Genomic DNA, 23,133 nt, shown 5'->3' with positions numbered 1-23,133 from the left:
CCTGACACCAGCCTGGAGACTACGTATATGAACGATCAGACTACTCCTCATCGAGCGACCGGGTTTCGCTCCGTCCGCAATCGTGCCCTGCTCGGCGCGGCCGCCCTTATCGCAGGCGGCGCAGTGATCGGGCAGGCGATCATCGCTCCGCAGTCGCCGGCCTATGCCGATCCGGTACGGGTCGAGGGGGTTCAACCCATCAGCTTTGCCGACGTTGTCGAGGAGGTTCGCCCGGCCGTGGTGAGCATCCGGGTGAAGACCGCGTCGCGGACGACCGCCGGTCTCGACCGCGAGTTCCGTTTCCCGGAAGGCTCGCCGATGGAGCGTTTCTTCCGTGAGTTCCGCGAAGGGATGCCGGACGAGTTTCGGCGCGAGCAGCGGCCGTTCTCGACCAGCCTCGGTTCGGGTTTCCTGATCTCCGAGGACGGCGTCATCGTGACCAACGATCACGTCGTCGACAAGGGTCAGTCGATGACCGTTCTGCTCGACGACGGCACCGAGTATGTCGCTGAAGTCGTCGGCAAGGACGACCGCACCGATCTCGCCGTTCTCAAGATCAAGAGTCCCGACCGGAAATTCACCTACGTCAAATTCGCTGACGATCAGGTTCGGGTCGGCGACTGGGTGGTCGCCGTCGGTAATCCGTTCGGGCTCGGTGGCACAGTGACCGCTGGCATCATCTCGGCCGACGGTCGCAACATCGGCGCAGGTCCGTACGACGACTTCATCCAGATCGACGCGGCGGTGAACCGTGGCAACTCCGGTGGTCCGGCATTCAACCTCGAGGGTGAAGTGATCGGCGTGAATACCGCCATCTTCTCGCCGTCCGGCGGCAACGTGGGTATCGCGTTCGCGATTCCCGCCGACACCGCCGAGACCATCGTTCTCGACCTCATGGACGACGGTAAGGTCATCCGCGGCTGGCTTGGCGTCCAGATCCAGGACATCAACCAGGACATCGCCGACGGCTTGCAGCTCGCGGACGACAGCGGTTCGCTGGTCACCGAAGCGACCGAAGGCAGCCCCGCTGCCGAAGCCGGCCTCCAGTCCGGCGACGCGATCCTGTCCGTCAATGACGAGGAGATCGAAGGGCCGCGTGAACTCGCCGCCACGATCGCCGGCATTGCGCCCGGTACCGATGTCAAGATCACCTTCTGGCGCGACGGCCAGACCCAGAACGTGACGGTCAAGCTCGGCACACTGCCGGGCCAGGACCAGCTTGCCGCGCTCGACGCGGACGAGCCCACAGTCGAGCCCTCGGCTCTAGACGATTTCGGTCTGGCCATCGCGCCGGCCGATGACGATGCCGGTGTTGTCGTCACCAGCGTCGATCCAAACGGACAGGCCGCCGAGCGCGGCCTTCAGCCCGGCGACATCATCCTGTCGGTGGGCAACGACGATGTGGCGGCTCCGGCCGACATCGAAAAGCTGATGGAGAACGCCAAGGCCGAAGGGCTGAAGGCGGTGCTCCTTCGCGTGCAATCGGGCGAGCAGACTCGGTTCGTGGCGTTGACCTTCGCCAGGGCCTGATCGCTCTCGTAAGACGAGGCGGAAGAACTCGTTCGTCGCCCCGGGACTTCCGTTTCGTGGACGGCAGGTCGGTTAACCCCGACCTGCCGCTCTTTATTTGCCGCCACCGATCTGGCACATCGGACCGCGGAACGAAACGAATGACGGTGGTCCGATGCGAATCTTGATCATCGAGGACGACAAGGAAGCGGCAGCCTATCTTTGCAAGGCGTTGCGCGAGGCGGGCCATGTCGCCGATCTCGCCAGCGACGGCGAAGTCGGCGCGGAGATGGCCCAGGACGGCGACTACGACGTTCTCGTCGTCGACCGCATGCTGCCCAAACGCGACGGCTTGTCGATCATCGAAGAGCTGCGCGAGCGTGGCGACGAGACGCCGGCGTTGATTCTCTCGGCGCTCGGCCAGGTCGACGATCGGGTCACGGGCCTGAGGGCCGGCGGTGATGATTACCTCGCCAAGCCCTACGCCTTCTCCGAACTGCTGGCCCGGGTCGAGGCGTTGGCGCGGCGGCGGCGGCCAGGCGAGGCGGACACCGTGTATCGCGTTGGTGACCTTGAACTCGATCGCCTCGGTCATACGGTCAAGCGCGCCGGCGAGGCGATCGTCCTCCAGCCGCGCGAGTTCCGCCTGCTTGAGTACCTGATGAAGAACGCCGGCCAGGTTGTGACCCGGACGATGCTTCTCGAAAAAGTCTGGGACTACCATTTCGATCCGCAGACCAATGTCATCGACGTGCACATCTCGCGGCTGCGGGGCAAGATCGACAAGGGTTTCGATCAGCCGCTTCTCCATACGGTGCGTGGCGCGGGATATATGATCCGTGACAGCGCTGGGTAAGGTTCTCCGCACAACCGTCTTCAAACTCTCGGTTATTTACATCGGGGTGTTCTCGATCTTCGCGGTCGCGTTTGTCCTCTACATCTCCTACAACGCCAACGCGCTCCTCAACGATCAGCTTCGCGCGACGATCCAGGCCGAGATACGCGGCCTCGCCGAACAGGGACGGATCGGCGGCGTGGCGGCCATCTTCCAGGTGATCGAGGAGCGCAGCCACCGGCCGGGCGCCAGCCTTTATCTCATCACCGACGTCAACGGCCGCATCCTCACCGGTAACATCAGCCAGGTGCCGGCCGACCTGTTCGAGCGCTCCGGCATGGGGCCGATCACCGTGTCCTACGAGCGCAACGTCGGCGAAGGATCGCGACATCTGGCGATGGTCCAGGTACTGCGACTGCCCGGCGGGTTCTGGATGCTCGTCGGCCGCGACATCGGCGAGCGCGAGCAGTTCCGGCAGATCATCAGTCGAGCGTTGGCGTGGGCGGTAGCGCTGATGATCGCGCTGGCGCTGCTGAGCTGGGTGTTCGTCAGCCGGCGGGTGTTGAAGCGGATCGATTCGGTCGCGGCGACCAGCCGGCGGATCGTTGCCGGCGATCTCACCGGGCGCCTTGAAGTGACCGGTTCGGGGGACGAGTTCGATCGCCTGGCGGAGAGCCTCAATGACATGCTCGGGCGGATCGAACACCTCCTCTACGGGCTCAAGGACGTTTCCGACAACATCGCCCACGACCTGAAGACACCGCTGACGCGATTGCGAAACCGGGTAGAGGCGGTGCTCGCCGGTCCTGCCGATGTCGACGCCTATCGCAACGCGCTCGAATCGACGATCGAGGAGTCGGATCACCTGATCAAGGTGTTCAATGCGCTCCTGATGATCGCCCGGGTCGAGGCCGGCTCGCCGGACGGGGCAATGGCTGAAGTCGAGGCTGGCGGTATCGTCCGCGATGTCGCCGAGCTCTACGAGCCGGTCGCGGAGGAACAGAACGCAACGCTGGACGTTTCGACGCCGGAACCGGTGACGCTCCGCGCCAGCCGCGAACTGTTGGGCCAGGTGGTCGCCAACCTCATCGACAACGCGCTGAAATACGCCTCGCCGCCCGAAACCCGTCCGCTCCGGATCATGGTTTCAGTGACCCGCGAGGACGGCAACGCCGTGTTGCGGGTTGCCGACAACGGGGTGGGGATCCCGGAGGCCGAGCGGGAGCGGGTGCTCAGCCGGTTCGTCCGCCTTGAGGAGAGCCGGTCGCAGACGGGCAGCGGTCTCGGGCTCAGTCTTGTCGCCGCGGTCGCGAGGTTGCACCATGGCACGATCACGCTTGGCGACAATCAGCCAGGCCTCATAGTGACCGTACGGTTGCCCATCGACGCGGGGTAGAATGCCCAGGAGAAAGAAGGCGGCGCCGGCCGCTGATGGCCGTTCGCTCGCCGAACGCATCGTGCCGCGGCTGCGTCTCGCCAGGCAGGCCGACCGCAAGATGCGGTTGGCCGAACTGCTGGACGAGGCCGCTGAGGCCGGCGTTGCCGACGGGCTGGATCGACTGATCGCCGACCGCCCCGCGCTCGGCGATTTTGTCGCCAGCGTTGGAGCCTACGCGCCGTTCCTGCGCGGGCTGATGCAGGCCGATCCGAAACGGTTGGTCGCTCTGCTGGACTCGGCGCCGGAACGGTCGCTCAGGCTGTGCCTCAACCGCGTGAAGCGCTCGTGGCGCCAGGGCGACAAGGACGTTCTCATGGCGACGCTGCGCCAAGCGCGGGAGGAGGTTGCGCTGCTGACGGCGCTCGCCGATCTCGGCGGCGTGTGGGGATTGTCAGAAGTGACCGGAGCGCTGTCGAAGTTCGCAGACGCAGCGGTCGGGGCGGCCGCCAACTTCGTTCTCGTCGAAGCCCACAATGCGGAGAGACTGACCTTGCCGGATCCCGGCCGACCCGCCGAGGGTTCGGGATGGGTGATCCTTGGCATGGGCAAGTACGGCGCCGACGAGCTCAATTATTCGAGTGATATCGACCTGATCGTTCTGTTCGATCCGACGGTTTCGCCGCTCGCCGATCCGGACGACGCGGTGACCACGTTCGTCCGTCTCACCAAGCAGCTCATCCAGATCCTCAACGAACACACCGAGGACGGCTATGTGTTCCGCACTGACCTGCGGCTACGCCCCGATCCGGGCGCCACTCAGATCGCGATGTCGACCGAGGCAGCGCTGCAGTACTATGAGAGCTTCGGCCAGAACTGGGAGCGCGCGGCACTGATCAAGGCGCGGCCGGTGGCCGGAGACATCGCCGCCGGTGATGCATTCCTGGCCGAACTCACCCCGTACATCTGGCGAAAGTACCTCGACTACGCGGCGATAGCCGACATCCATTCGATCAAGCGTCAGATTCACGACTTCCGCGGCCATGAGGAGATCGCGGTGGCCGGCCACAATCTCAAGCTCGGCCGGGGCGGCATCCGTGAGATCGAATTTTTCGTGCAGACCCAGCAACTGATCGCGGGTGGGCGGAATCCGGAACTGCGGGACCGGTCGACCCTCGCCATGCTCGATGCGCTGGTCGATGGAGGCTGGATCGACGCCGCCGTCCGAGACGATCTCGCGGCGAGCTACGTCACGCTGCGCACGATCGAGCATTGCCTGCAGATGGTCGACGATCAGCAGACCCATACTTTACCGGACGAGCCGGAGGAACTCGAGGTCATCGCCCGGATGGACGGCGCGCGCAGCCTGCCGGCATTCGAGAAGACGGTGCGGTCGACGCTCGCCACGGTCGGTCGGCGCTATGCGGCGCTGTTCGAAGCGGCGCCGGCGTTGACTTCGGCGCTCGGGAGCCTGGTGTTCACCGGCGACGACGACGATCCCGACACGCTCGAGACCCTGACGAAGCTTGGCTATCGCGATCCCGGTCACGTGAGCGTGACGATCCGCGGCTGGCACTTCGGCCGATACCCGGCGACGCGGTCCGCGACCGCGCGGGGCCGCTTGACCGAGTTCGTTCCCGCCTTGCTCGAAGTCGTGGCGACAACGAAGAACGCGGACGCGGCGCTGGCGGCCTTCGATCGTTTCCTGTCGCGGCTGCCGGCGGGCGTACAGTTGTTCTCGCTTCTCAGTTCCAATCCGCGGCTTCTCGGCCTGCTGGTCACCGTCATGGCGACCGCACCGAGGCTCGCCGACACGGTCATGCAACGTCCTCATGTTCTCGATGCGCTGATCGAACCGGCCTTCTTCGGGCAGGTGCCGAGCGGCGCGCTCCTGAAGGAGCGGTTGGCGATCACACTGCAGGAAGCGGAGGACTACGAGGACGTTCTCGATCGTGCTCGCGTGTTCGGCCAGGAGCAGGGCTTCCTGATTGGCGTGCGGGTGATTGCCGGCACGCTCAACGCCCATCAGGCCGGCCGCGCCTTTGCCGATCTCGCCGATGTCCTGGTGGACGCCCTGCTAACGGCCGCCCGGGCGGAGTTCGAAAAGGCGCACGGCACGGTCGCCAAGGGGCGGATCGCGGTGATCGCGCTCGGAAAGCTCGGCGGTCGTGAGATGACCGCCAAGTCCGATCTCGACCTCATCGTTCTCTACGACTACGACGAGAAAAAGCCGACCTCGAACGGCGAGCGGCCGCTGCACGGCAACCAGTATTTCACACGACTGACCCAGCGGCTTCTCGCCGCGCTGTCGGCGCCGACGGCGGAAGGAACCCTCTACGAAGTCGACTTTCGGCTCCGACCATCCGGCCAGTCGGGACCGCTTGCCACCCATATCGACGCGTTTGCCGCTTACCAGCGGAAGAGCGCCTGGACCTGGGAGCACATGGCGCTGACCCGGGCGCGGGCGGTCGCCGGCGACAAGAGTCTCGTCGACCGGGCGCGAAAGGAGATCGCCAAGATCATCGCCCTGCCGAGCAAACGGTCGAAGACGCGCGCGGACGTGCTGGAGATGCGCGGCATGATCGAGGCGGAGAAGGGCGGCGAGGGGGCATGGGACCTGAAACAGGCGCCGGGCGGGCTCGTCGACATCGAGTTCATTGCCCAATACCTGCAGCTTGTCTACGGCGGGAAGCACCCGGAGATTCTATCGACCGAAACGGAAACCGCGCTCCGCGAAGCCTCCGCCGCCCGCCTGCTCAGCCGCAAGGACAGCGACGTCCTTATCCCGAGCCTGCGGCTCTATCAGTCACTCATGCAGGTTCTGCGTCTTTGCGTCGACGGTCGGTTCCATCCCGAGGATGCGCCGAAGGGCATGCTCTCGCTGCTTGCAGGTACGGCCGAGATGCCGGACTTCGGTCATCTCGATGCGCATCTGAAGGAGAGCGAGGCGGCGGTCCGGTCGGTCTTCGAGACGCTAATCGGAGAGTTGCCAGGCGACTGACGCGCGGCTGGATCAGGCGGCGTTGGCGGTCGACAGGCCCTTCGGCAGGCGGACCGACACGATGGTGCCGTGGCCCTCGCGCGAGCGGATTCGCATCGAGCCGCCATGCAGGTCGGCGAGCGACGAGGTGATGGCGAGACCGAGGCCGGAACCACGGTGGCTTTTGGTGAACTGGTTGCTGACCTGCTCGAACGGGCGGCCGAGCTTCTGAAGGGCGTCCGCCGGGATGCCGATGCCATTGTCTTCGACCGAGAAGGTCACGGCCGCGCTGGTCGCGCGCGCCCGTACGGCGATCCGCCCGCCCTCCGGCGTAAACTTCACGGCGTTCGACAGCAGATTGAGCATGATCTGCTTCAGCGCCTTCCGGTCGCCATGGAGCCGGATGTTCTCTTCGATGTCCGTGGAGACCGAGATGTTGGTCGCTTCGGCCTGGGCCTGGACGATGCGCACAGACTCGGCGATCAGCGAGTCGAGTTCCAGGTCCTCCATCTCCAGCGCCATGCGTCCGGCTTCGATCCGCGACATGTCGAGGATGTCGTTGATGACGCCGAGGAGGTAGGTGCCGCTTTCGTGGATGTCGCGGCAGTATTCGCTGTATCGTTCCGAGCCGAGATCGCCGAACATCCCCGACTTCATGATTTCCGAGAAGCCGATGATCGCGTTGAGCGGCGTGCGCAGCTCGTGGCTCATGTTGGCCAGGAATTCGGACTTCGACCGGTTGGCTTCCTCGGCGCGGTTTCGCTGCTCACCGTATTTCTCGGCGAGTTCAACCATCTGCTGGGCCTGCATTTCGAGCTTCTGGCGCGACTGGCGCAGGTCGGCGATGGTCGCCATCAGCCGGCGCTCGCCGTCGACGAGCTTGCCTTCATGACGCTTGAGTTGTGTGATGTCGGTACCGACGGAGACGAAGCCACCGTCCTTGGTGCGCCGTTCGTTGATCTGAAGCCAGCGTCCGTCTTCGAGTTGGAGCTCGAAGCTGCGCGCGCCTTCCTCGGGCCGGCCATCGGACTCGACCTGGGCGCGCACCAGCGGTTTGCGGCCGGCGGCGATCACTTCGGCGTAGGGCGTACCTGGCTGCAGAACGTCGTCGGCCATGCCGTGAAGCTGCTGATACTTGGAATTGCACATCACCAGCCGGTTGTCGGCGTCCCACAGCACGAACGCCTCCGAGATCGTCTCGATGGCATCTCGCAGCCGGATGTCGGCCGTTTTGGTGTGCTCCATCAACTGCATCTGCTCGGTCACGTCGACAGCGATGCCGATCAGATGCGGTTCCCCGGTGTCGCGATCCACCATCTCGGCACGAGCACGCAGCCAGATCCAGCGGCCGTCGGCATGGCGCATGCGGAACATCTGGTCGACCGTCGCCTCGCCGGCCGCATAGACCGACTCCGCCAGCGTCATCAGGTCGCCGTCGTCGGGATGCATCAACGCGGCGACCTCGCCGAAGCCGAGCAGGGCGTCGCGCGGTTCGCCGCCTATGATCTCGAACATCGATCGGGACCAGAACATGCGGCCGGAGGCAAGGTCCCAATCCCACAAGCCGCAGCGCCCGCGCACCAGCGCGGTCTCGAACCGCGCCTGGGTCTCGCTGTAGATCGTGTCGGCTTCGGCGGCGCGCGAGGACTGGGCGAAGTAGCCGTAGAGGATAACCAACAGGATGGCGCTGGTGCCGACGAAAATCGTCACGTTGAGCGATACGTCGGCGCGCCATCCGTCGTAGACGGAGGCTGTCGGCGCCACGACGGCGAGCGAGCCCGCGGCACTGTCGAGATGATGGACTGTGGCGAGCGCCGGCGTGCCGTCGGCGAGGGATATCTCCAGCACCCCGGCGCGGGCGCCGAAGATCGCCAGGGGGTGGGTCTCGCCCAGCACCCGCTGCAGGGGCAGTCCCGAGACCCCGTCATCCGCCGGCGCGGTCGCCACCACCAGATCGTCAGGACCGGTGACGTAGACGTGCCGACCCTCGGCGGTGGCGACGTCGGGGAGCACCTGCAGGAGCGTCGCCTGAACGTCGGCGGGCGTCGGGTCGGCGGTGGCGGGGTAGGTACGCTCGATCGCGTCCGCGATGACCGTGGCGATCAGTTCGATCGTCTGGCGGGCATCGTATTCGCGCTCGAGCCGGTGCTGGTAGAGTTCGATGAACCGGGCGGCGGCGACGATGAACAGGAAGATCACGATCAGAATCGGGATCGCCCGCCGTAGCAGCGGTTCCGCCGCCAGCAGCTTCTGGTAAGCCGGGCCGGCGAGCAGGCGAGCGTGTCCGGAGATCGCGGCTTTTCGCGGTAGCCGGAACCGGGACAACGTCGCTCGCTTCGCGACAGACGGCTGGACCGCCTCTGCCTGCGCCATGCAGAGCCCCTCTTGTATTTCGCCGCATTTACCTTCGGGACCGGGCCTCTGGCCCCGAATCACCTCATTTGAATCGAGGCGAATCGCCTTGTCCAGCGAAATTAAAGAAAAATTTAGGAGTCAAGAGCGGGAGGAGATGTTCTTGAGTCGGACCGACCAGACGCCATGATGTCGGTCGCGCGGTTGGCCGGGGCGCACCGGTCGCCGTTCAGGCAAGGGTTCGGGTGACGATATCGCTGACATCCGGCGACAGCGGATCGGCGGCGGCGATGCGCTTCAGCGCTTCCTCCGCCAAGCCGCGTCGCCCCGACTCCAGCGACTTCCAGGACCGGAAGGTGACCAGGAGACGCGCCGCCGTTTGCGGGTTGCGTTTGTCGAGGTCGAGGACGAAGTCGGCGAGGAAGCGATAGCCCTCACCGTCAATCCGGTTGAACTGAGTCTGGTTGGCACCGGCGAAGCTGCCGACCAGGGCGCGAATCCGGTTCGGGTTCCCCGCCGCGAAGTCGTGATGCTCCAGCAGCGACTTGACCCGCTCAAGCGTGGTGTCGGCCGGCACGGTCGCCTCAAGCATCAGCCACTTGTCGAGGACAAGTGCATTATCGCGAAACTTGACGTGGAACGCCTCGAGCGCCGCGAACCGTTCCTCGAAGGCGTTCAATGTCAGGATCGCGAGTGCCGCCAAGCGGTCGGTCATGTTGGCGGCGTCATGGGCTTGCGCGACCGCTTCGGCGACAACCTCGGTATTGCCGTTGGCGGCGGCGAGCGCCAGGCATGTGTTGGCGAGCGCCCGCCGACCGGCCGGCGCGGCGTCCGGGCTATAGGGTCCGTCGTCGCGCATCCGCCGTGACACGGCCATCAGGGCGTCACCGATGCGGTCGGCCGCCATCGCGGTGAACCGCTTGCGGGCGGCGGCGATGGCGTCCGGGTCGACGTCGTTGCCGATTTCGCGGCCGATGTCGGCTTCGCTGGGTAACTGCAGCACCTGGGCGCGGAACGCCGGCTCAAGGGCGTCGTCTTCCGCGACCGTACCGAGGGCGTCGATCAGAGCGGTGTCGATCGTGCTGGCGGCGCCCGAGCGGATGGCTGCGGTCTCGGCGATTAGCGTCTTGACTGCGAGGCGCTGTGCCGCCTGCCAGCGGTTGAAGGCATCGGCGTCGGTGCGGACGAGAAACAGGAGATCGTCGTCGCTGATATCGGACTTCAGCTTGACCGGCGCGGAGAAGCCACGGAGCAGGGAGGGGACCGGGGCGACCGACACGCCCTCGAACACCATCGTCTGTTCCGGCTCCGTGAGCTGGATCACGTCGGCGTCGATCGTGCCGCCGGTGACGGCGCTGAACGACAGGTCGCCACCGTTCGGTCCGACCAGCCCGAAGCGGACGGGGATGTGCATCGGCGCTTTGGTGTCCTGGCCGGGGGTCGGTGGGCAGGACTGCTTCAGGGTCAACGTGAAGGTCTGACTATCGGCGTCATAGTCGCCGCGGGCCTCGACCTCCGGTGTCCCGGCCTGGGAATACCAGAGCTTGAACTGGGTGAGGTCACGGCCGGTCGCGTCGGCGAAGGCAGCAAGGAAGTCCTCGATCGTCACCGCCTGACCGTCATGGCGCTCGAAGTAGAGATCCATGCCGGCGCGAAACCCTTTGTCGCCGAGCAGGGTCTTCAGCATGCGAACGACCTCGGCGCCCTTGTCGTAGACGGTGGCCGTGTAGAAGTTGTTGATCTCGTTGTACACTTCGGGCCGGACGGGATGGGCCAACGGCCCTGCATCCTCTGGGAACTGACGGGCGAGCAACGTGCGGACGTCGGCAATGCGCTTCACGCCGCGGGAGCGGACATCGGAGGAGAACTCCTGATCGCGGAAGACGGTCAGACCTTCCTTCAGGCAGAGCTGAAACCAGTCGCGGCAGGTGATCCGGTCACCGGTCCAGTTGTGGAAATACTCATGCGCGATCACGGTCTCGATGCCGGCGTAGTCGGTGTCGGTGGCGGTCTCCGGGTCGGCGAGGATGTATTTGTCGTTGAAGACGTTGAGACCCTTGTTCTCCATCGCGCCCATGTTGAAGTCGGAGACGGCGACGATCATGAAGATGTCAAGGTCGTATTCGCGGCCGTAAGCGGTCTCGTCCCAGCGCATGGAGCGCTTGAGTGCATCCATCGCATAGCGGCATTTCGGCTCGTTGCCGTGTTCGCAATAGAGCCGCAACGCCACTTCGCGTCCCGACATCGTGGTGAAGCTGTCTTCAACAACGCCGAGGTCACCGGCGACGAGGGCGAACAGGTAGGAGGGTTTTGGGAACGGATCGTGCCAAACGGCGAAGTGGCGGTCGGTGCCTTCGATGTTGCCGGTGTCGGTCAGGTTGCCGTTGGCGAGGAGAACCGGGAACCCGTCCTGGGGCGCCTCGATACGCGTCGTATAGACGGACAACACGTCCGGCCGGTCGAGAAAGTAGGTGATCCGACGGAAGCCCTCGGCCTCGCACTGGGTGCAGTAAGTGTTGCTGGACTGATAGAGGCCCATCAGCTTGGTGTTGGTGGCTGGGCTGATCTCGGTGATGATCTCGAGCGTGAATGGTTTCTCCGGCGGCGCCTTGATGGTCAGCTTCTCCGGCGTAGCGTCGAAGGCGTCCGCAGCCAGATCGGCGCCATCAATGGCGACCGAGATCAGGGTGAGTTCGTCCCCATCGAGAACCAGCGGCACCCCGGTCTCCTGCGGCACCATCGCCAGTCGGGTCGTCACGCGCGTCTTCTCAGGATGAAGATTGAAATCGAGCGCCGCGGTCTCGATTGCAAAGGGCGAGGGCTTGTAGTCGGCCAAGCGGACCGGTGTTGCTTCTGGGGTCATGGAGGACGCGTGCTGCCGGTGGAGAAAGGACGAGAGGGCCAAGGCTTCGGGTTGTATCGCCTTTGGTTCATCGACGCCATGCCGCCAACCTTCGGGGTCAGGGCGATATCGGTGTCACGCAGTAGGCATCGGTTTCTGATGTACGCCCCTCGGATGCGGAAGGCGAGAAGGGTGCGTCAGTCAAGTACGACCTCGTAGAACGATGCGACACGAGGGAACGATCATAAATCATTGTGAAATATTGATAATTTTCTGAAATTGAGCGCTGGTTCGAAGTCGGCGGACCGCTGGGCAACGATTGTGAGCGCCCAAAATTGCAATATTTCCGTCACCGCGATATCAGAAATGTGAAGGGGGTATGTCAGTGGGTCGTGCCACACTGCAGGACGTCGCAAAAACCGCCGGCGTTAGCCTGGCGACGGTCGACCGCGTCATGAATGGCCGGGCCGGGGTTCACGCCGATACCGCCGAGCGGGTTCAGCAGGCGATCACCCGGCTCAACTATCGGCCCGACCGATTGGCGGCGCGGCTCGCGCGCGGACGGGACTACCGGTTCGCGTTTCTGCTGCCCACCGGCACGAACGCTTTCATGCGCACCCTCGAAGAACGCGTCCGCGCGACCGCCGAGTACATGGCCGGCGAGCGGGTGCATCTCGGCGTCTCCCTGGTGGATGTTTTCGATGGGGATGCCCTTGCTGCCGCGCTGGAGGAATTGCGGGGCCAGGTCGATGGCGTCGCCGTCGTGGCGCTCGATCACCCGGCGGTTCGCGATGCGATCGACGACCTTGCCGATGCCGGCGTGACGGTGGTGACGCTGATCTCCGATGCGCCGCGTTCCAAACGCGCACACTACGTCGGGATCGACAACACTGCTGCGGGGCGAACCGCCGCGACGCTGCTCGGTCGATTTGCCGGTGGCCGTCGCGGCACAGTTGGGCTGATCGCCGGTTCGATTGCACTGCGCGATCACATCGAACGCCAGATCGGTTTCGAGCAGGTGATGGCGCGGGACTTCCCGTCGATTTCGCTGCTTCCGATCCGCGAGGGACGCGACGACGACGATCGGGTGGAGGCGCTGGCGACTGCGCTCCTCGACGAACACAGCGACCTGATCGGTATCTATAATGTTGGCGCCGGCAACGGCGGTATCGTCGCGGCGCTGGAAGCGAGCGGCCGGGCCCGCGATGTCATTTTCGTCGCCCACGAACTCACCGCGTTGTCGCGTAAACACCTGATCCGTGGAACGATCGACGCGGTGATCAACCAGGATGCCGGGCATGAAGGCCGTAGTGCCGCCCGCTTGCTCGTTGCCGAGCAAGAGGGCATTCCAATCGATGCGGGCCAGGAACGCATTCGAATAGACATATTCGTTCGCGACAACGTTCCGTAGCGTTGAAGCGGACAAGGGGAGGATTGAGGCAGTGTATCTTGGACTCGATATCGGCACGTCGTCGGTCAAGGCCGTCCTGATCAACGCCGATCAGCGGATCGTCGCCAGCGAAACCACCGGGCTGGAGGTGTCACGCCCGCATCCCGGCTGGTCGGAGCAGGACCCCGACAGTTGGTGGGTGGCCTGTCAGGCGGTGCTCGACGGTTTGGCCTCGTCGCACCCGACGGAGCTCGCCGCGACCAAGGGCATCGGCCTGTCCGGGCACATGCATGGCGCGACATTGCTCGACGAAACGGACGCGGTCCTGCGACCCTGCATCCTCTGGAACGATGGGCGCTCGTCGGAGGAAGCCGCTGAGATCAGCGACGTCGCCGAGCGGGTGACCGGCAACATCGCCATGCCGGGTTTCACGGCGCCGAAGCTGATGTGGGTGAAGCGACACGAGCCGGATGTCTTCGCGCGGACCAAAACGGTCCTGCTGCCGAAGGACTACGTGCGCCTCAAGCTCTCCGGCGATAAGGCGAGCGAGATGTCGGATTCGGCGGGCACGCTGTGGCTCGATACCGCCGCGCGCGCATGGTCCGACGAGATGCTGGCGCTGACCGATATGAATGAGTCACAGATGCCGACTCTGTTCGAAGGAAGCGCGGCAACCGGGACCTTGTTACCGGAGCTCACCAGCCGCTGGGGGATGACGGGGCCGGTGGCGATCGCCGGCGGCGGGGGTGACAACGCCGCATCGGCTTGCGGCGTCGGCGCCGTGGCGGCCGGCACCGGGTTCATTTCGATCGGCACGTCGGGCGTCATCTTCGTGACCGCCGACCGCTACCGTGCCAACCCGGCCGGCGCGGTCCATGCCTTCTGTCACGCGGTGCCGGGCACCTGGCACCAGATGGGTGTCGCGTTATCATCGGCGGGATCGCTGGACTGGCTCGCCGGCATCCTCGAAGCGTCACCCGGTGATCTGGTCGACGCTCTTGGTCCGACGCCGACCGGTCCGTCATCGGTGCTGTTCCTGCCGTATCTCTCCGGCGAGCGAACGCCCCACAACGACGTGGCGATCCGCGGCGCGTTCGTCGGCCTCGATCAAGCGGACGATCGCAAAGTCCTGACCCAAGCGGTGGTCGAGGGCGTGGCGTTCGCCTTCAAGGATTGTTTCGACGTACTGACCATGCCGCTCAACGAGCCGCGCCAGTTGCTGGCGGTCGGTGGCGGCAGCCGCTCGCGCTACTGGCTGTCGGTGATCGCCACCGTGCTTGGGGTCCCGATCGCCGTGCCGGAGGACGGCGACTTCGGTGCCGCTTTCGGCGCCGCACGCCTCGGTCTCGTTGCCGCGGAGGACGCCGATCCATTCGAGGTTTGCGCACCGCCGGCGATCCGCGAGGTCGTCGAGCCGATCCCGGCGCTCACCGATGCTTACGCCGCGGCCCATGCCGCATACTGTGATCTCTATCCCGCGATCAAGGAGGTGATGCCGCGATGACCGAACGGTTCTTCGACCAGAAACAGCCAATCAAATACCGTAAGGGCAAGTCGAAAGGCCTCGCCTACCGCTGGTACGATCCCGATCGCGAGGTCCTCGGCAAGCGGATGGAGGACCAGCTTCGTTTCGCGGTCTGCTACTGGCATTCGTTCGTCTGGCCGGGCACGGACCCCTTCGGCGGCGATTCGTTCATGCGGCCGTGGCACGGATCGGGCGATCCGATGGACCTGGCGCGGCACAAGGCCGATGTCGCTTTCGAGATGTTCCGGCTGCTCGGGGTTCCGTTCTTCACCTTCCACGATCGCGACATCGCGCCGGAAGGCGACTCGCTGGCCGAGTCGAACCGCAACGTTCGGGAGATCGGCGAGCTCTTCGCCCGCAAGATGGAGACCGCCAAGGTGCGCCTCCTGTGGGGGACGGCGAACCTGTTCAGCAATCGTCGCTTCATGGCCGGTGCCGCCACCAATCCCGATCCGGAGGTGTTTGCCTATGCCGCCGCGCAGGTGAAGAACGTCCTCGAACTCACCCACGAACTCGGTGGGGCGAACTACGTGTTGTGGGGCGGCCGGGAAGGCTACGAGACCATTCTCAACACGGACATCAAACGTGAGCTCGATCAACTCGGCCGCTTCCTGACCATGGTAGTGGAACACAAGCACAAGATCGGGTTCAAAGGGACGATCCTGATCGAACCGAAGCCCAAGGAGCCTACCGTTCATCAGTACGATTTCGACGTCGGCACGATCTACGGAATGCTCAAGGCGTTCGATCTCGAAAAGCAGGTGAAGATCAACATCGAACAGAACCACGCGATCCTCGCCGGCCACACTTTCGAGCACGAACTCGCGCTGGCATCGGCGCTCGGCATTCTCGGATCGATCGACATCAACCGCGGCGACTATCTGCTCGGCTGGGATACCGATCAGTTCGCGATGAACGTCCCCGAGATGGCGCTTGCCTGCTACTACGTCTTCCGCGGTGGCGGCCTCGGCACTGGCGGCTTCAATTTCGACGCAAAGATCAGGCGACAATCGATCGACCCGGATGACCTGCTCGAAGCGCATGTCGGGTCGATGGACGCGTGTGCCCGCGGACTGCTGATCGCCGAGAAGATCATCAACGACGGTGTGCTCGACGAGAAGGTCGCGGATCGCTACGCCGGATGGGACAAGAAAGAAGGGCGCGCCATCCTCGCCGGCAAGCGGTCGCTCGACGATTTGTCGAAGCGCGTGTTGTCCAAGGGGATCGATCCCCAGCCACGCAGCGGCAGGCAGGAACATCTGGAGCGGCTGATCAACAGCTACATTTGACCGGACCCGCACTCCGGGAGGAAGGGAGACACTGATGAAGACGATGAAAGGGCCGGCGATCTTTCTGGCTCAGTTCGCCGGCGACGACGCGCCGTTCAACTCGCTCGACGGGATGGCCGAGTGGGCCGCTTCGCACGGCTACAAGGGCATCCAGGTCCCGTCGTGGGACGACCGGCTGTTCGATCTCAAGAAAGCCGCGTCCAGCAAGACCTACTGCGCCGATGTGCGTGGTGTCGTCGAGGAACACGGCCTCGAGATCACCGAGCTGTCCACGCACATGCAGGGGCAACTGGTCGCCGTGAATCCCACCTACGATGCGGCGTTTGATGCTTTTGCGCCGGAGGACGTTCGCGGCAACACCAAGGCTCGCACCCGCTGGGCAGTCAGCCAGGTCAAGCTCGCGGCGAAGGCCTGCCGGAACCTCGACCTCGACACCCAGGTCAGCTTCACCGGCGCGTTTGCCTGGCCATTCCTCTATCCCTGGCCGCAACGCCCACCGGGACTGATCGAAACCAGCTTCGACGAACTGGCCAAGCGGTGGCGTCCGATCTTCGATGCCTGCGACGAGCAGGGCGTGAAGATCGGCTTCGAGCTCCACCCGGGCGAGGACGTGTTCGATGGCGATACGTTCGAGATGTTGCTCGATCGGGTCGAGGGCCATCCGGCGTGCGCCATCAACTACGATCCGTCGCACTTCGTGCTGCAGTGCCTCGATTATCTCGAGTTCATCGACATCTACCACGACCGGATCGTCGCTTTCCACGTCAAGGACGCCGAGTTCAATCCAACCGGACGGCAAGGCGTGTATGGCGGCTTCCAGTCGTGGGTCGATCGCGTCGGACGGTTCCGCTCGCTCGGCGACGGGCAGGTCGACTTCAGTGCCGTGTTTTCCAAGCTCGCGCAGTACGACTATGACAGTTGGGCGGTGCTGGAGTGGGAGTGTGCGCTGAAGCACCCGGAGGAGGGCGCGCGCGAGGGCGCCGAGTTCATCAAGGCCCACATCATCAAGGTCACGGATCGGGCGTTCGACGATTTCGCCGACGCGGGGACCGACCTGAAAGCCAACAAGAAGATGCTCGGCATCTGATCATAAGGAGAAAGCAACGATGGTTGAGGGACGCAGCGACGCCACGGCCGGAGGGCGTATTCGATTGGGGATGGTCGGCGGAGGGCAGGGCGCCTTCATCGGCGCCGTGCATCGCCTGGCCGCCCGCATGGACGGCGAATACGAACTCGTCGCCGGTGCTCTGTCGTCGAACAAGAAGCGCGCGCTGGAGTCGGCAAAGGAACTCGGGCTCGATCCGGATCGGTCGTACGGGTCGTACGAGGACATGGCCAAGGCGGAAGCCGCGCGGCCGGACGGCATCGAGGCAGTGGCGATCGTCACGCCGAACCATGTTCACGCGCCGGCTGCCAAAGCCTTCCTTAAGGCCGGCATCAACGTGATCTGCGACAAGCCGCTGACCACCAACGCCAAGGACGCCAAGGAACTGGTGCGGCTCGTCAACAAGACCGGCCTGATCTTCGGCCTGACCCACAACTACACCGGTTACCCCATGGCGCGTCAGGCGCGGGCGATGGTCGCGGCGGGTGAGCTCGGCGATATCCGTGTGGTGCAGGCGGAGTATGCCCAGGACTGGCTCACCGAGAAGGTCGAGGCGAGCGGCCAGAAGCAGGCCAAGTGGCGCACCGACCCGAAACAGTCGGGCGGCGGCGCGATCGGCGACATCGCCACCCATGCGTACAACATCGCCTGCTTCGTCAGCGGGCTGACGATCGATTCGATCTGCGCCGACATGACTTCGTTCGTCAAAGGCCGCAAGGTCGACGACAACGACAACATCCTCCTGCGCTGGAAGGGGGGCGCTCGGGGGATGCTGTGGGCGAGCCAGGTGGCGGTCGGCCGCGAGAACGGTCTGGTTCTTCGCATCTATGGTTCAAAGGGTTCGCTCGAGTGGCACCAGGAGGACCCGAATTATCTCTGGTTCGCCCGGTTCGGCGAGCCGCCGCAGCGGATCACGCGCGGCGGTCCTGGTTCGGACGAAAACGCCGGGCGCGTCACCCGCGTTCCGTCCGGGCATCCGGAGGGTTACCTTGAGGGCTTCGCCAACGTTTACACCGAGATCGCCCGCGCGATCCGAGCCCAGCGTACCGGCAAGAAGCCTGACCCCGCCATCCTCTACCCGACCGTCGAGGATGGGCTGGCTGGTGTCCAGTTCATCGAAGCGGCCACCAAGTCGTCGCAGAAGGGGGCGACCTGGGTGAAGGTCTAGACGGTCGCGCCGACGGTTCAGGCTTCTACTCAACCGCACCTTGAGGCTTGTCCGCGAACAGCGGAGGGGCCTCGGGGTTGCGGGTGTAGCCGGGCCCGATCGTCAGCGGCTTCTCGGGCAGGATCGATTGATCGATCTCCGAGCGGAGATTGTAGTCGACGGTCTGAAGAACAGTTCCCTCAGTGTCGAGGACGCGAACGGTGACACGATAGGTGCGGTCGGCTTCGATAGCGTCGAGCGGTGGCGTGACGAACGAATACCGCTTCCGATCCGGCGTCGTCTGCTTTGCGACGACAATCGGATCGCCGCCGGCCGGATCTTCGAAGGTTGCTTCGATGACCGTACCCGGCTCGAGTGTCCGTGCCGGCTCGGCGACGACGCCGGCGGTCGCTTCCGCGATCCTGTAGTTGAACACGAACCCGCCACCGCCGACCCGGATGTATTCTTCAGGGGTGTCCGGCGTACAGCCTATGGCTCCCGCGGCCAGCAGCAGCACCAATGCCTGCAAGATCCCACGTTTCTCTCGCCTGGCTGCCGCCGGCTCCGCGTATCCGTGCTTGCCATGGGTTTGCCGCCCTTCCATGGTGACAGGATAGAGCGACGAAGGGGCCGATGATCAACACCGAAACACTTGCCCGCGCCATCGCCCAAGGGCGCGGCGCTGAGCCGGCCGACCTGGTCATCAAAGACGTGGGTCTGCTCGACATCGTTTCCGGGGATGTCACGACGACCGACATCGCGATGTGCGGCGATCGGATTGTCGGCACCTACGAGACCTACAACGGCGAGGCCGAGATCGATGGCCGCGGGCTCTTCGCGGTGCCTGGTTTCATCGACACCCATCTTCACGTCGAGTCCTCCCTGGTCACGCCCGCGGAGTTCGACCGGTGCGTTCTGCCCCATGGCGTGACCACCGCGATTTGCGATCCGCACGAGATCGCCAATGTCCTCGGTGTCGACGGAATTCGTTACTTCCTCGACGCTTCGGAGACGACGATCATGGACCTGCGGGTCCAGTTGTCGTCATGCGTACCATCGTCCGATTTCGAGACCTCCGGCGCGCGGCTGACCGTCGCCGATCTTCTTCCCTTTCGGGATCACCCGCAGGTGATCGGCCTCGCCGAGTTTATGAATTTTCCCGGCGTGCTCGCCGCCGACGACCCGGAGGTTCTGGACAAACTGGCGGCGTTTCAGGACGGGCATATCGACGGTCATGCGCCGCTCCTGCGCGGCCGTGACCTGAACGGCTATCTCGCGGCCGGTATCGCGACCGATCACGAAACGACCTCGGCCGCCGAAGCGCGCGAGAAGCTCCGCAAGGGCATGGTCATCCTGATCCGCGAAGGGTCGGTGTCCAAGGACCTCCAAGCGCTCGCCGAGGTGCTCGACGAGAACACGTCGAGTTTCATGTGCCTCTGCACTGACGATCGCAATCCGCTCGATATCGCCGAGCAGGGTCACCTCGACTACATGATCCGAACGCTGATCGACCTCGGCCGGCCGCTGCATCATGTCTATCGGGCCGCGACCTGGTCAGCGGCGCGGGCGTTCGGCCTGAGCGACCGGGGACTGATCGCGCCGGGCCGGCGTGCGGATATCGTCCTGGTCGAGGACCTGGAAGCCTGCGCGGTCCGCACGGTGATTTCCGCCGGCCGCATGGTGAACGACGATCTATTTGCCGAGCGGCGGGAGATCGCGCCGGTCGGCCTCGACAGCGTCAAGACACAAACCATGTCGGCGAGCGACTTCGAGATCGCGGGCGCTGCAGGCAGCGTCCCGGTGATCGGAGTCGAGCCAGGTCGTATCATCACTGCCCACCGGCAAATGCATGTCGCGTCGGACGGTAACCGGCGGATGGCCGACGCCGGCCGCGATATCGCAAAGGTCGCCGTGGTGTCCCGCTACGAAGCAAACGACAACATCGGGCGCGGTTTTGTCACCGGCTTCGGACTGAAACGCGGTGCGATCGCGTCGTCGGTTGCCCATGATGCGCACAACATCTGCGTCATCGGTGTCGACGACGATGATATGGCGGTGGCGGTGAACCGACTGACCGAGATCGGCGGCGGGTTCGTTGTCGCCTCAGGCGGTCGCGTCGTCGCGGAGCTGGCGCTGCCGCTTGCGGGTCTGATGAGCCTGGGTTCGTTCGAGTCGGTCCGCGCTGATCTTGTGCCGCTGCGCGAGGCGGCCCGCTCGCTTGGCTGCACGCTGGAAGAGCCATTCCTCCAGGTCGCGTTTCTTGCGCTCCCGGTCATCCCGCATCTGAAGATCACCGACCATGGTATGTTCGACGTCGACCGGCTGACGCTGGTCGACACCTGACACGGTCGCGGCAGGAACTTCGCCGCTACGCCGTGCGCCGCGGACGACAAGAACCGCGAGCGACAGCATGGTTGCCGCGATGGCGAAGGGCAGAGCACGCGGGCCAAACAGGTCGATCAGGTAGCCGATCGGCGTCGAGCCGATGACGGCGCCGGCCGAGTAGGACATGGCAAGGGCGGTCGACACGACGGCCAAGGCGTTGCCACGGAAATCCTGGCCGATCAGGATCAGACACAGGGTGTAGACGGCGCCAAGGACTCCGCCCGCGAGAAAAAGCACCGGCATCAACGCACCCGGCTGCGCCGCCAACGTCACCAGCCCCGTGGCTGCAAGCAGTGCCGGAAGGGCGCTGAACCTCAGAAGGCGGCGGCGCTCGATGCGATCGGCCAGGAAGCCGACGACACCAACGAACACCGCCTCGCCAAGGCTGAACGTCACAACGAGATCGGCCGCCTGGCTGTCGGTCAGCCCGTGGAGGACGCCATAGACGGGAAGCAGGCTGAGCGCTGAGGTATTGGCGACGCCGATCAGGAACGTGATCGCAACAAGCGATCCCGCCAACGCGAAGGCGGAGCGCAGATCGAGATACACATGGCCGCCTGCATCCGGCGCGGCCGTGCCCGAGGATCGGATCGACAAGGCGATACCAACCGCAAATGCCAGCGGGATCATCACCACCACGAAAGGCGCGATCCCTTCGCCGCCGGTCAGGCTGACGGCGAGCGGCCCGAGAAACTGACCAAGCGTGTAGAGGATCATCGCCAGCGACATCATGCGGCCGCGCTGTCGATCGCTGACCACACCGTTCAGCCAAATCTCCGTGACGGCCCAAAGCCCGGCGAAACAGGCGCCCATGACGAACCGGGCGACAAACCACACAGCCACGTGGTCGACGATGAGCATGGCCGCAAAGCAGGCGAAGGGCAGTCCGAACATCGCCGCCGACAGAATCCGCAAGCCGATGGCGGCGATGATCCGTGGCAGAAACGGACCAACGAACAGGATGCCGGCTCCGGCGAGCGATGCATTCAGCCCGATCGCCCAGTTGGAGAGGCCGTATCCTTCCAGCGCCAGCGAGAAATACGGATAGGTGAAAGCAGACGACGCCGACTCCACCACGATCATGAGGAGAATGCCGGTTATCGCCCAGGCGGCGACCAGATTTCGGTGTGCCGTCCCACTCTGGTCGAACGGCGGTGCAGTCGCCGATATGTCCTGGGCGGTCATCGTCGCCAGCCAAGAGTTGCCCGGCGGAGCGCGGAGACGGTATGGGGTTTCATCGGGTCCCTAGCCCCAAGAATCGCTCATGATGCTCATCCGCAACTATGTCGACCGCAGCCCAATCCACGGATTGGGGATATTCGCCAGCGACGTCGTCGCCAAAGGGACCCGGGTGTGGGCGTTCACGCCCGGCTTCGATCAGGTCTTTTCCGAAGCCGACCTCGATCGGCTGCCACACCTCCAGCGCGAGATCATCATGTTCTACTGCTACGTTGAACAGGGTCTTAAGCAACTGGTCCTCTGCTGCGACAACGCCCGTCACTTCAACTATGCCGACGATCCGAACTGCGGTCCGGCGGCGCACGATGTCGATGGCTTCGTTTCGGCGGTCGCCTTGCGTGACATTGCCGCCGGCGAGGAACTGACCTACTCGGTTGACGAGGACGCCGACGCCAATCGGAAGCTCGGCCACATCGGCTAGATCAGACACCGGCCTTCAGGGCACCAGCACTGGATCCCTTCCGGCACGAGATTGAACGATCGGTAGTCGACGGTGATTTCCTCGCCGGCTTCGATGTCGCGGTCGGCATAGACGTAGAGCTTGTCCTCGACGCGCGCCGTTGGCCGGCAACTATGATTCAGAAAGTCGACACCGTCCGGTTCCCACTGAGGTAGCAGGCAGAGAAGCTTCGACCCCTCGCGCTTCAGATGGACCGATTGTCGCCACCAGAACACATCGAGTTCGTCGGTGCTGTCCAGATCGACCATGACGGCCTTGCCGTCGAAGAATCCAATCAGTTCGTCGCGGCGAATTCTGGCTTTCGCAAACACGCCCTTATGTTCGTCGCTGAAGTCACGAACTTCCACGAGTTGCGTGTTTGTGTAGCTCATCCCTATCCGACCTCTTCGTCCACCAACGGGTGACGGTGCTGGGGCGATTCCCAAAAGGCGCCTCCGCCGGCGCGATTCGGGACACGGGGACTTCTCTCTGCTCAACCGATCCAGTTGAGTGGCACACCTTCACACCGCATCAAGGAAGGTGAACAAACCCCGACCAAACCTAGTTAAATCTAACCCTCTTCGTTAACGATTTGTCAACCATAACTGTGGAACCGACTCCCATAACGTCGAACCCGACACCAGTCCTGACTCTCTCCATCGCATTAACTATGATATACCGACGGTAGTGCCGAGCGGTCCGATAATTCTATCGTTTTTGC

15 protein-coding genes and 1 pseudogene are annotated in these 23,133 nt (G+C 64.4%); 11 read left to right on the top strand and 5 right to left on the bottom strand.

Annotated elements, in window-relative coordinates; genetic code table 11:
- The first annotated feature begins 27 nt into the window (after positions 1-27).
- The 4 genes from ACO076_RS18110 (at position 28) to ACO076_RS18095 (ending at position 6,720) form a co-directional block, all read left to right on the top strand.
- Positions 28-1,530 (top strand): Do family serine endopeptidase, encoded by a 1,503-nt coding sequence (locus ACO076_RS18110; protein ID WP_421724213.1) that lies wholly within the window; start codon positions 28-30, stop codon positions 1,528-1,530.
- A 154-nt stretch (positions 1,531-1,684) separates the two neighbouring features.
- On the top strand, positions 1,685-2,365 hold the full coding sequence (locus tag ACO076_RS18105; RefSeq protein ID WP_421724212.1) for a response regulator transcription factor: 681 nt from the start codon (positions 1,685-1,687) through the stop codon (positions 2,363-2,365).
- Positions 2,349-3,740 (top strand): sensor histidine kinase, encoded by a 1,392-nt coding sequence (locus ACO076_RS18100; RefSeq protein WP_421724211.1) that lies wholly within the window; start codon positions 2,349-2,351, stop codon positions 3,738-3,740. Before ACO076_RS18105 ends, ACO076_RS18100 begins: the two co-directional genes overlap by 17 nt.
- Position 3,741: 1 nt before the next feature.
- On the top strand, positions 3,742-6,720 hold the full coding sequence (locus ACO076_RS18095; RefSeq protein WP_421724210.1) for a bifunctional [glutamine synthetase] adenylyltransferase/[glutamine synthetase]-adenylyl-L-tyrosine phosphorylase: 2,979 nt from the start codon (positions 3,742-3,744) through the stop codon (positions 6,718-6,720).
- Positions 6,721-6,732: 12 nt separating this feature from the next.
- Here the strand turns inward: ACO076_RS18095 and ACO076_RS18090 are convergent, their stop codons facing one another.
- Both ACO076_RS18090 and pepN read right to left on the bottom strand, forming a co-directional pair.
- A complete protein-coding gene (locus tag ACO076_RS18090; protein WP_421724209.1) occupies positions 6,733-9,072 on the bottom strand; it encodes a PAS domain-containing sensor histidine kinase in 2,340 nt (779 codons plus the stop codon).
- Between the two features lie 208 nt (positions 9,073-9,280).
- Complete coding sequence (pepN, locus tag ACO076_RS18085; RefSeq protein ID WP_421724208.1) at positions 9,281-11,914, bottom strand: aminopeptidase N; 2,634 nt, start codon at positions 11,912-11,914, stop codon at positions 9,281-9,283.
- A 358-nt stretch (positions 11,915-12,272) separates the two neighbouring features.
- Between pepN and ACO076_RS18080 the strand changes: the two genes are divergently transcribed.
- From ACO076_RS18080 to ACO076_RS18060, 5 genes are read left to right on the top strand one after another with little or no spacing between them, the layout of a single operon-like run.
- Positions 12,273-13,304: a LacI family DNA-binding transcriptional regulator gene (locus ACO076_RS18080; protein WP_421724207.1), complete on the top strand. Its 1,032-nt coding sequence runs from the start codon at positions 12,273-12,275 to the stop codon at positions 13,302-13,304.
- 31 nt (positions 13,305-13,335) lie between these two features.
- Positions 13,336-14,787, top strand: a complete 1,452-nt coding sequence (gene xylB / locus ACO076_RS18075; protein WP_421724206.1) for a xylulokinase — start codon at positions 13,336-13,338, stop codon at positions 14,785-14,787.
- Positions 14,784-16,097 (top strand): xylose isomerase, encoded by a 1,314-nt coding sequence (gene xylA / locus ACO076_RS18070; protein WP_421724205.1) that lies wholly within the window; start codon positions 14,784-14,786, stop codon positions 16,095-16,097. Before xylB ends, xylA begins: the two co-directional genes overlap by 4 nt.
- Positions 16,098-16,131: 34 nt before the next feature.
- Positions 16,132-17,184, top strand: coding sequence for a sugar phosphate isomerase/epimerase family protein (locus ACO076_RS18065; protein ID WP_421724204.1), 1,053 nt, complete (start codon positions 16,132-16,134; stop codon positions 17,182-17,184).
- Between the two features lie 19 nt (positions 17,185-17,203).
- A complete protein-coding gene (locus ACO076_RS18060; RefSeq protein ID WP_421724203.1) occupies positions 17,204-18,370 on the top strand; it encodes a Gfo/Idh/MocA family protein in 1,167 nt (388 codons plus the stop codon).
- 25 nt (positions 18,371-18,395) lie between these two features.
- Here ACO076_RS18060 and ACO076_RS18055 read toward each other — a convergent pair whose 3' ends face one another.
- Positions 18,396-18,878 (bottom strand): hypothetical protein, encoded by a 483-nt coding sequence (locus tag ACO076_RS18055; protein WP_421724202.1) that lies wholly within the window; start codon positions 18,876-18,878, stop codon positions 18,396-18,398.
- Positions 18,879-18,982: 104 nt separating this feature from the next.
- On the opposite strand from ACO076_RS18055, the gene ade reads away from it, so the two are divergent.
- Positions 18,983-20,692, top strand: coding sequence for an adenine deaminase (gene ade, locus ACO076_RS18050; protein WP_421724201.1), 1,710 nt, complete (start codon positions 18,983-18,985; stop codon positions 20,690-20,692).
- A gap of 150 nt (positions 20,693-20,842) precedes the next feature.
- Here ade and ACO076_RS18045 read toward each other — a convergent pair.
- A pseudogene (locus ACO076_RS18045) lies at positions 20,843-21,919 on the bottom strand (MFS transporter); the annotation flags it as partial.
- A gap of 79 nt (positions 21,920-21,998) precedes the next feature.
- Between ACO076_RS18045 and ACO076_RS18040 the strand changes: the two are divergent.
- The gene (locus ACO076_RS18040; protein WP_421724200.1) at positions 21,999-22,394 is read left to right on the top strand and encodes an SET domain-containing protein; all 396 of its coding nucleotides are present in this window, start codon (positions 21,999-22,001) and stop codon (positions 22,392-22,394) included.
- Here the strand turns inward: ACO076_RS18040 and ACO076_RS18035 are convergent.
- The gene (locus ACO076_RS18035; RefSeq protein WP_421724199.1) at positions 22,391-22,804 is read right to left on the bottom strand and encodes an SET domain-containing protein-lysine N-methyltransferase; all 414 of its coding nucleotides are present in this window, start codon (positions 22,802-22,804) and stop codon (positions 22,391-22,393) included. The two genes, ACO076_RS18040 and ACO076_RS18035, sit on opposite strands and share 4 nt — an antisense overlap.
- Positions 22,805-23,133: the final 329 nt, after the last annotated feature.

The sequence above is a fragment of the Bauldia sp. genome, assembly GCF_965232525.1.
Taxonomy (GTDB): Bacteria; Pseudomonadota; Alphaproteobacteria; order Rhizobiales; family Kaistiaceae; genus Bauldia.
This window is presented reverse-complemented; position numbering and strand designations above follow the sequence as displayed.

Bases quoted from the DNA above. Each gene is read 5' to 3' on its own strand.
- ACO076_RS18110 (WP_421724213.1), top strand. From the start codon at position 28: ATGAACGATCAGACTACTCCTCATCGAGCGACCGGGTTTCGCTCCGTC.
- ACO076_RS18105 (WP_421724212.1), top strand. From the start codon at position 1,685: ATGCGAATCTTGATCATCGAGGACGACAAGGAAGCGGCAGCCTATCTT.
- ACO076_RS18095 (WP_421724210.1), top strand. From the start codon at position 3,742: ATGCCCAGGAGAAAGAAGGCGGCGCCGGCCGCTGATGGCCGTTCGCTC.
- ACO076_RS18090 (WP_421724209.1), bottom strand. From the start codon at position 9,072: ATGGCGCAGGCAGAGGCGGTCCAGCCGTCTGTCGCGAAGCGAGCGACG.
- pepN (WP_421724208.1), bottom strand. From the start codon at position 11,914: ATGACCCCAGAAGCAACACCGGTCCGCTTGGCCGACTACAAGCCCTCG.
- ACO076_RS18080 (WP_421724207.1), top strand. From the start codon at position 12,273: ATGTCAGTGGGTCGTGCCACACTGCAGGACGTCGCAAAAACCGCCGGC.
- xylA (WP_421724205.1), top strand. From the start codon at position 14,784: ATGACCGAACGGTTCTTCGACCAGAAACAGCCAATCAAATACCGTAAG.
- ACO076_RS18065 (WP_421724204.1), top strand. From the start codon at position 16,132: ATGAAGACGATGAAAGGGCCGGCGATCTTTCTGGCTCAGTTCGCCGGC.
- ACO076_RS18060 (WP_421724203.1), top strand. From the start codon at position 17,204: ATGGTTGAGGGACGCAGCGACGCCACGGCCGGAGGGCGTATTCGATTG.
- ade (WP_421724201.1), top strand. From the start codon at position 18,983: ATGATCAACACCGAAACACTTGCCCGCGCCATCGCCCAAGGGCGCGGC.
- ACO076_RS18040 (WP_421724200.1), top strand. From the start codon at position 21,999: ATGATGCTCATCCGCAACTATGTCGACCGCAGCCCAATCCACGGATTG.
- ACO076_RS18035 (WP_421724199.1), bottom strand. From the start codon at position 22,804: ATGAGCTACACAAACACGCAACTCGTGGAAGTTCGTGACTTCAGCGAC.